The following is a 6,692-nucleotide window of genomic DNA, read 5'->3' on the forward strand; positions in this document are numbered from 1 at the left end:
TTTTTCAACTCCTTTATCACTTGTTATAGTGTTTCTCGAAGCGGGTGCAAAAGTACAACTTTCTTTTTAACTGGCAAGAAAATTTTGAATTTTTTTTGGAAATTTTTATCTCCGTTTTCTTCTCTTTTCTCATCAATCTATCAAGGAACTTTGACCGTTTTGCGGGGTGCAAATGTAACATCCGTTTTCTAATCTCACAAGCTTTTTTAATCTTTTTTTGAAAATAAATTTTCTACTTTGATTAACTTTACTTGTCAGTATTTAAAAGAACATCTGCGCCATTGCGGGTGCAAAAATACACCCTTTATAACGTTATTCAAGCTTTTTTAAACTCTTTTTTTGTCCTTTTCTTAACTTAAACTTTAAATAGCTGAAAACGTGAATTTTGAAAGTAAAAGTTTTTTCTATGAATTGACTTTTCTCTCTAGAAGTGTTAGAGTATACCCATTACGCCCAAACATCTTCTGCCTTTCAAGGTAGCCACTTACAAAATACGAATTCCGTTTTATCACCGATATCTCCGCTTAAACCCTTTATAAAAGATAAAATCCTTATTTGGAATCTCCGCAAAAATCATTTAAAACAAATTTATTTGTAATTAAATACTAGAAAATAACCTGTAACTGATTCTTAAGTGCAAATAATAGTAAAAATTTTAGGTAACTGAATCCAATAAATAACTAAACTACGCTTTATTGTCTCATAAGTTCAATGCTCGGATGGAATACATCCTAAAATTATTCTTTTTGACAATAAAAACATTGGATCGATTGACCAATTTTACATAACATCCATTAGGTTAAAGTTCACGGAAGAACTTCTTAAACCACTAAAAAATCAGTTATTCTTTGGTTCATCTAAGAAAAATTTGAGTCTGATTTTACAATTCAAAAACAAGCTTTCAATTGTTTGCTATAAAATACATACCGGTATTACTTGTCATGATTGAGTTGTGGCCCTTCATTTAGATTCCTCTTTTATTTGCTAGAGAATAAATTCAACCAAAGAAAGACACAACTATATATTGTTTTTTACAAAAAAAAAAAAATTCCTACTATTTTATATAATTTTCTAAATTCAATTATATTTTACAGCATAATGGAATACAAAGTATTGCATCATTCACATTGCCTAATCACCAACTTTAATACTTAATCTCACTAGTGTCCACTAAAGATTAAAAAAAGTTATTTTAAATTATTGTAAATCTGTATTTTAAGTCTCATTTTAGATCGTGACGATTTGAATTGAATTCTTATGTTCGTAAATTACTTTACGAAAATGAATCACGGCAAATATGTCTTTTCTCAATTGGTTGAATTTCTACTGCAACGTGTTTTTGATAGACTTGTAACAAAATATAATGGTAATAAAAGTGTTAAACATTTTACTTGTTGAAATCAACTTTTATACATGCTTTTTGGTCAATTATCCTCTCGTGAAAGCTTGCGAGATTTGATAACTGTTATCGAAGCACATCTATTAAAATCGTATCATTTGGGTTTGGAAAAAGTGTAACTCGAAGCAACTTGTCTGAGGCAAATGAAAATCGTAATTATAAAATATTTGAAGACTTTGCCAACCATTTAATATTGATTGCCCAAGAAAAACTGCAACGATAGTTTTGAAATAAAAGGGAATATTAATGCTTTTGATTCTTCTACTATTGACTTGTGTTTGAGTGTATTTTGGCGGGCTCATTTTAGAAAAACAAAAGCGTGAATAAAGCTCCACACACTTTTTGATATTAACACACAAATCCCAGTATTTATTCACATTACAGAGGCAAATGTTCACGATGTTAATGCTATGGACATAATCAATTATGAACCTTTTGCTTATTATATTTTTGACCGTGCATATGTTGATTATTTAAGGCTTTATGAAATCACAAAATCAACTGCTTATTTTGTAGTCAGGGTAAAATCAAATTTAAAATTCAAAAGAATGTATTCCAATAAAACGAATAAATCTACTGGAGTTATTTATGACTAAACAGGAAAAATAGACGGCTTTATTACTTCAAAAGATTATCCCGAAAAGATTAGAAAAGTGAAGTTTTTTGATACTGAAAACAAAAAAATGCTAATTTTTGACGAATAATTTTGATTTATCAGCTCAACAAATTGCATCGCTATACAAGCAGCGTTGGCAGATTGAATTATTCTTCAAATGGATTAAACAACATTTAAAAATTAAGACCTTTTGGGGAACGACAAAAAATGCTGTACGCATACAAATCAACATTGCAATAATAACTTATTGCTTGGTGTCAATCATTGCAAAACATTTAAAAATCAATCGTTCAATCTACGAAATTTTACAAATTTTATCAGCATCATCACTTGATAAAAATCTTGTAAATGAATTACTTATGAAATCAGATTACAATAATGTCAATGAACTTGATTCTAACCAGCTGGTTTTAAACTTATTTTAAGTGGACACTAGTGACTTAATCTAATAATAATGACCCGTTGAGTGTAATAATTTACAGTAAAATAAATTGATTAGATACTTATCAAAGTACTGAAATTTAGAGTCTTGATGTCGAAAATCAACCTATATCTATATTAAAAATAGTGAGAATTATTATAGAGTTTTAAAAGACATAAGCTCTTTGAATTGTAAATTAAAGTATCAATCAGATATTGACAGAAAACAAAAAGTGTATGATTTAGAAATGGTTGCACTAGATCTAACGGTTGAATTTATGTCTATTGACAGTGAAAATTCATTATTTAAAGAAATAAATATGCAACAAATACCTAATTTAATTGAGCGAAGTCAATTCAATAAAAGAAGACGAAAATTATATTTATTTATAGAAGAAGTAAGTACAAAATTAGCATCTCGGTTTTTAGATTTTGAAGATTATTTCATTGTGGATGGTATGTCTTTGGAGATTTATAAACTGTCACGTCAAAGAAGAATTAAAATCTGTAAAATGAATTTGAAACTGCTCCTGCAAAAGGTTTTTGTTCTTCTCAGAACAATTGGTTTTACGGATATAAACTGCACGGATTTTGTTCTATAATTGGAATTTTCCATTCATTGGATATTACAAAAGCAGTAGTTCACTATGTTCATTATTTTAAAGAAAATAAAAGGATCAGAAACAAAACTTGGGGAGAAATAATTAAAAATTCAGATATTTATTTAAAAAACAAGAATTGGAATCGTATATAGTATTATTGAAACTAATAATACTAGAGTTTTTGATTGAGCACTTTAATCTTTCTTCTTTTAAAAAATTCCGAAGAAAAACTGCACCTGTATTTTGAAGAAAAAAAATGTATACCAAAAGAATTTACTTGCATTGAGCTGGTATCAAAAGGCTTTATGAATCAGATTACGATCCAAGATTTTCCCTTAAGAGGTAAGTTTATATACTCTCATATCAAAACACGTTGTTGGACCAATAAAACCATCGGAGAAATCATAAAAAGAGATTGGAATTTAGTAGCTATAGGAACCCGCATGACAAAAGAGTTTGCGGATTTTTAAAAGAAATTAATCGATAACACTCTTGTTACTTGTCAAATAATTGGCGGTTTCTTTGGTGTTAACGGTAAAAAACTACAAAGACGCTATAAAAAAACACCTAAGCTTCTTTAACTCTTGGGAACCTAAAGAACATGCGCATTAATGAATTATTTACCCCGAAAACATTGGCGCAAATTTGTCTATCGATGAAAAAGCCCTGTCTCAAGGAGAACTTTTCACTATTGTTACTAACAAGAAAGCTAAAGGAAAGAAGGTATCAATCCTAAAAGTTGTGGGAAAATATTAAAAAGTCGATTTTTGCATTTCAAAAACATATAAAATACAAGATTCTTTTAGAGAGCTTCTCAAGTTATTATTACCAGAAATTATAGTTGAATACTTCGAACTGACTTCTTATCAAAAAGGAGAAAAAATACCACGTCTTATTTAAAGGAGATCAATTCCATTCCAAAGGAATACAGAGTAAAAAAATTAAGTTCCAAAAGATTCTTTGACCAGATAAGTGTTCAGTATTTTCCAATTCGTGGACATAAAGCATATCTGTATATCACTCGCAGAAGATGGCTCAATAAAGAAACTGGAAAAGTGGTTTTTAGAGATTGGAATTTAGTGGAAGACGGAACTCGGGTAACACAGGAGTTTGCGTCTTTTTCAAAAGAAATCAATAGATCCAAAGCCTAATGACTATAATGCTATTGCTTCTTTCTAAGGAGTTAATGGTAAAAATTTACAATACCAATATAAGGATTTCTCGAGCAATTTTAAAATCTGGGATCAAAAATCGCATGCTAAAGAGTGGCTTATTTTTCCAAAAAACATAGGTAAAGAATTCTCAATAGATGATACTTCATTATCCAATGGTTAACTCAATGCTATTTTGACCAACAAGACTACCAAAGGCAAAAAAGGAGCCGTTGTAGCAATAATTGCAGGCACTAAAGTGGAGACTGTAATTCAATAATAGAAAATATACCTCTAAAAGCTCGCAATCAAGTAACCTAAATCACACTCGATATTGCAGCAAACATGGTATTGATCGCCAAGAAATGTTTCCCAAAGCCATTCGTGTCACCTACTGCTTCAATGTTCAAAAACTTGCTACAGAAACTTTGCAAGAAATCAGAATCAAATACCGATTACAAGCCATAGACCAAGAAAATGAAGTTATAGAAATAGCCAAGAAAAACAATAAAAGATTCGACTCTAAAGTCCTTATAAACGGAGATACTCTTAAACAATTATTGGCCAGAAGTCGTTATTTCTTATGCAAAAACAATTAAAATGGTCGAAAACCCAACTAGAATACGCCAACTTATTATTTGAATTGTATCCCGATATTAAAAAAGCATACCATTTAAGGCAAGAAATGGGTACTATTTTTGAAATCATAACTGACAAGATTCTTGCATTTGCAAAACTAGCCAAGTGGCATGAAAAAGTAAATCAATCAGCTTTTAAGTCATTCAACACAATATCTCGAACAATAATTAACCATTATCAAACCATATTGAATTATTTTGATAACAGAAGTACGAATGCTTCGGCGGAATCCTTCAATGCTAAAAAAAAAGCTTTTAGGCCTCAATTCAGAGGAGTGAGAAATATAGAATTCTTGGATCAATCTCAAAACCTGGGGGGGGGATGTCAAAATAAATTGAGAGATTTGCAATCTTAAGAATGAGAGGTGACCCCAATAGACCTTTAAAATTTATACTTCCTGATTTTTTATTAGATTACTTTGAAATCGTTTCTTCTACTAATACTGAAGAAATAGTACAACTATATTTTGAAGAGAAAGCCAAGCCTCCAAAAGAGTTTGACGCCTTAGAATTAGTATCTAAAGGTTTTTTAGATGAAATTACTATTCAAGATTTTCCTCTTAGAGGTAAGTCTGTCTATTTACACATTAAACGTCGTAGTTGGACTAATATAACCACTGGAGAAATCATCAAAAGAGACTGGAAGTTAGTCGCAAAAGGTACCAATTTGCGTCTTTTATAAAAGAAATTAATCGATAACACAGCTATCGATTGTCATACAATTGTAGTTTTCTTTGGCGTTAATGGTAAAAAACTCCAAAGACAATACAAAAAACACCTCAGTTCTTTTAGTACTTGGGAACCTAGAGAACATGCGCACCAATGGATTATTTACCCCAAAAACATGGGGACTCATTTAGCTATTGATGAAGTGGCTTTATCTCAAGGAGAGCTTTACACTATTGTTATCAATAAAAAAGTCAAAGGCAAGCAAAAGGTCGTTAGTTGCCATAATTGCTGGAACTAAGACCGAAAACATCATTGAACAAGTCAGCAAAATTGAATCTAAAAAAAGACAAGCCGTTATAGAAATCACACTAGATATGGCCAATTCTATGAAGTTGATAGCACGAAAATGTTTCCCAAAAGCAGTACAAGTAATCGATCGTTTCCATGTACAAAAACTAGCCTTAGAAGCTTTGCAAGAAAGTTGAATAAAACACCCATGGGAAGCTATGGATATGGAGAATCAATCGATAATACAAGCCAAATCTAAAAACAAAACACATACTACTCGACTTTTGATTAATGGCGATACTGTAAAACAATTATTAGCTAGAAGTCGTTATTTACTTTATAAATCCAGAGAAAAGTGGACCAATAACCAAGAAGAGCGCATCTTCTATTTCAGCCATATCCTGATATAAAAAGTACGTAAAAATTATCACAGCAATTACGAAGTATCTATAATTCATATAATGACAAAAACATAGCTATGCTAAAATTAGCGCACTGGTATAGAAGTGTAGAGGAATCTGAGTTTAAGAATTTCGATTTAGTGCTCAATACGATAACGGTTAATTACCAATCAATATTGAATTACTTTGACATAGAAGTACAAATGCTTCAGCGGAATTTTTTAATGCTAAAATTGTAGCTTTTAGATCGCAATTTAGAGGGGTACGAAAAATTGATTTTTTCTTATTCAGATTATCTAACCTTTTTGGATAATCCCCTCCTTTTGCAACTGATTCAGTAACACGATTAAATTCAATACTGTATGAGTAAAAAACTAATTACAATATGCAACTCATTTAAATCTTCATACCTATTTAAATAGTTTATAAAAACTCAACCTTATCAAACACAAAAAATCCTCATCACATACATGATTAGGATTTTAAACAATCAAAAACGATTTCTGAT

At 30.4% G+C, this 6,692-nt stretch carries 9 protein-coding genes and 3 pseudogenes; all 12 read left to right on the forward strand.

Features of this window, described 5'->3' with window-relative positions; genetic code table 11:
• The first annotated feature begins 1,281 nt into the window (after nucleotides 1–1,281).
• The 12 genes and pseudogenes from ACNQF6_RS15585 to ACNQF6_RS15635 all read left to right on the forward strand — a co-directional run bounded on the left by ACNQF6_RS15585 (nucleotide 1,282) and on the right by ACNQF6_RS15635 (nucleotide 6,423).
• Nucleotides 1,282–1,518: pseudogene (locus ACNQF6_RS15585) on the forward strand (DUF4372 domain-containing protein).
• Between the two features lie 204 nt (nucleotides 1,519–1,722).
• Nucleotides 1,723–1,995, forward strand: a complete 273-nt coding sequence (locus tag ACNQF6_RS15590) for a transposase (RefSeq protein WP_470303396.1) — start codon at nucleotides 1,723–1,725, stop codon at nucleotides 1,993–1,995.
• A 94-nt stretch (nucleotides 1,996–2,089) separates the two neighbouring features.
• Nucleotides 2,090–2,282, forward strand: a pseudogene (locus ACNQF6_RS15595) (transposase); the annotation flags it as partial.
• Nucleotides 2,283–2,572: 290 nt separating this feature from the next.
• Nucleotides 2,573–3,111: pseudogene (locus tag ACNQF6_RS15600) on the forward strand (transposase family protein); the annotation flags it as partial.
• Nucleotides 3,112–3,222: 111 nt separating this feature from the next.
• A complete protein-coding gene (locus tag ACNQF6_RS15740) occupies nucleotides 3,223–3,507 on the forward strand; it encodes an ISAon1 family transposase N-terminal region protein (protein ID WP_470303395.1) in 285 nt (94 codons plus the stop codon).
• A gap of 444 nt (nucleotides 3,508–3,951) precedes the next feature.
• A complete protein-coding gene (locus ACNQF6_RS15745) occupies nucleotides 3,952–4,188 on the forward strand; it encodes an ISAon1 family transposase N-terminal region protein (protein ID WP_470303397.1) in 237 nt (78 codons plus the stop codon).
• Between the two features lie 365 nt (nucleotides 4,189–4,553).
• Complete coding sequence (locus tag ACNQF6_RS15610) at nucleotides 4,554–4,787, forward strand: hypothetical protein (protein ID WP_417966937.1); 234 nt, start codon at nucleotides 4,554–4,556, stop codon at nucleotides 4,785–4,787.
• Nucleotides 4,772–5,182: an ISL3 family transposase gene (locus ACNQF6_RS15615; RefSeq protein ID WP_417966938.1), complete on the forward strand. Its 411-nt coding sequence runs from the start codon at nucleotides 4,772–4,774 to the stop codon at nucleotides 5,180–5,182. Before ACNQF6_RS15610 ends, ACNQF6_RS15615 begins: the two co-directional genes overlap by 16 nt.
• Nucleotides 5,183–5,184: 2 nt before the next feature.
• Nucleotides 5,185–5,508, forward strand: a complete 324-nt coding sequence (locus tag ACNQF6_RS15620; protein ID WP_417966940.1) for an ISAon1 family transposase N-terminal region protein — start codon at nucleotides 5,185–5,187, stop codon at nucleotides 5,506–5,508.
• A gap of 184 nt (nucleotides 5,509–5,692) precedes the next feature.
• Nucleotides 5,693–5,980 (forward strand): transposase, encoded by a 288-nt coding sequence (locus ACNQF6_RS15625; protein WP_417966941.1) that lies wholly within the window; start codon nucleotides 5,693–5,695, stop codon nucleotides 5,978–5,980.
• 27 nt (nucleotides 5,981–6,007) lie between these two features.
• Entirely contained in the window at nucleotides 6,008–6,193 is a 186-nt protein-coding gene (locus ACNQF6_RS15630; RefSeq protein WP_417966943.1) for a hypothetical protein, read from the forward strand.
• A 68-nt stretch (nucleotides 6,194–6,261) separates the two neighbouring features.
• Nucleotides 6,262–6,423 carry a hypothetical protein gene (locus ACNQF6_RS15635; protein WP_417966944.1) on the forward strand — a complete coding sequence of 54 codons (162 nt, stop codon included), beginning with the start codon at nucleotides 6,262–6,264 and terminating at the stop codon, nucleotides 6,421–6,423.
• Nucleotides 6,424–6,692: the final 269 nt, after the last annotated feature.

It is taken from the genome of Flavobacterium pasteuri, from assembly GCF_048286615.1.
In the GTDB taxonomy this organism is placed as follows: Bacteria; Bacteroidota; Bacteroidia; order Flavobacteriales; family Flavobacteriaceae; genus Flavobacterium.

Coding starts and splice junctions, on each gene's coding strand:
- ACNQF6_RS15620 (WP_417966940.1), top strand. CDS start 5,185: ATGAGAGGTGACCCCAATAGACCTTTAAAATTTATACTTCCTGATTTT.
- ACNQF6_RS15625 (WP_417966941.1), top strand. CDS start 5,693: ATGAAGTGGCTTTATCTCAAGGAGAGCTTTACACTATTGTTATCAATA.
- ACNQF6_RS15610 (WP_417966937.1), top strand. CDS start 4,554: ATGTTTCCCAAAGCCATTCGTGTCACCTACTGCTTCAATGTTCAAAAA.
- ACNQF6_RS15635 (WP_417966944.1), top strand. CDS start 6,262: ATGCTAAAATTAGCGCACTGGTATAGAAGTGTAGAGGAATCTGAGTTT.
- ACNQF6_RS15615 (WP_417966938.1), top strand. CDS start 4,772: ATGCAAAAACAATTAAAATGGTCGAAAACCCAACTAGAATACGCCAAC.
- ACNQF6_RS15630 (WP_417966943.1), top strand. CDS start 6,008: ATGGAGAATCAATCGATAATACAAGCCAAATCTAAAAACAAAACACAT.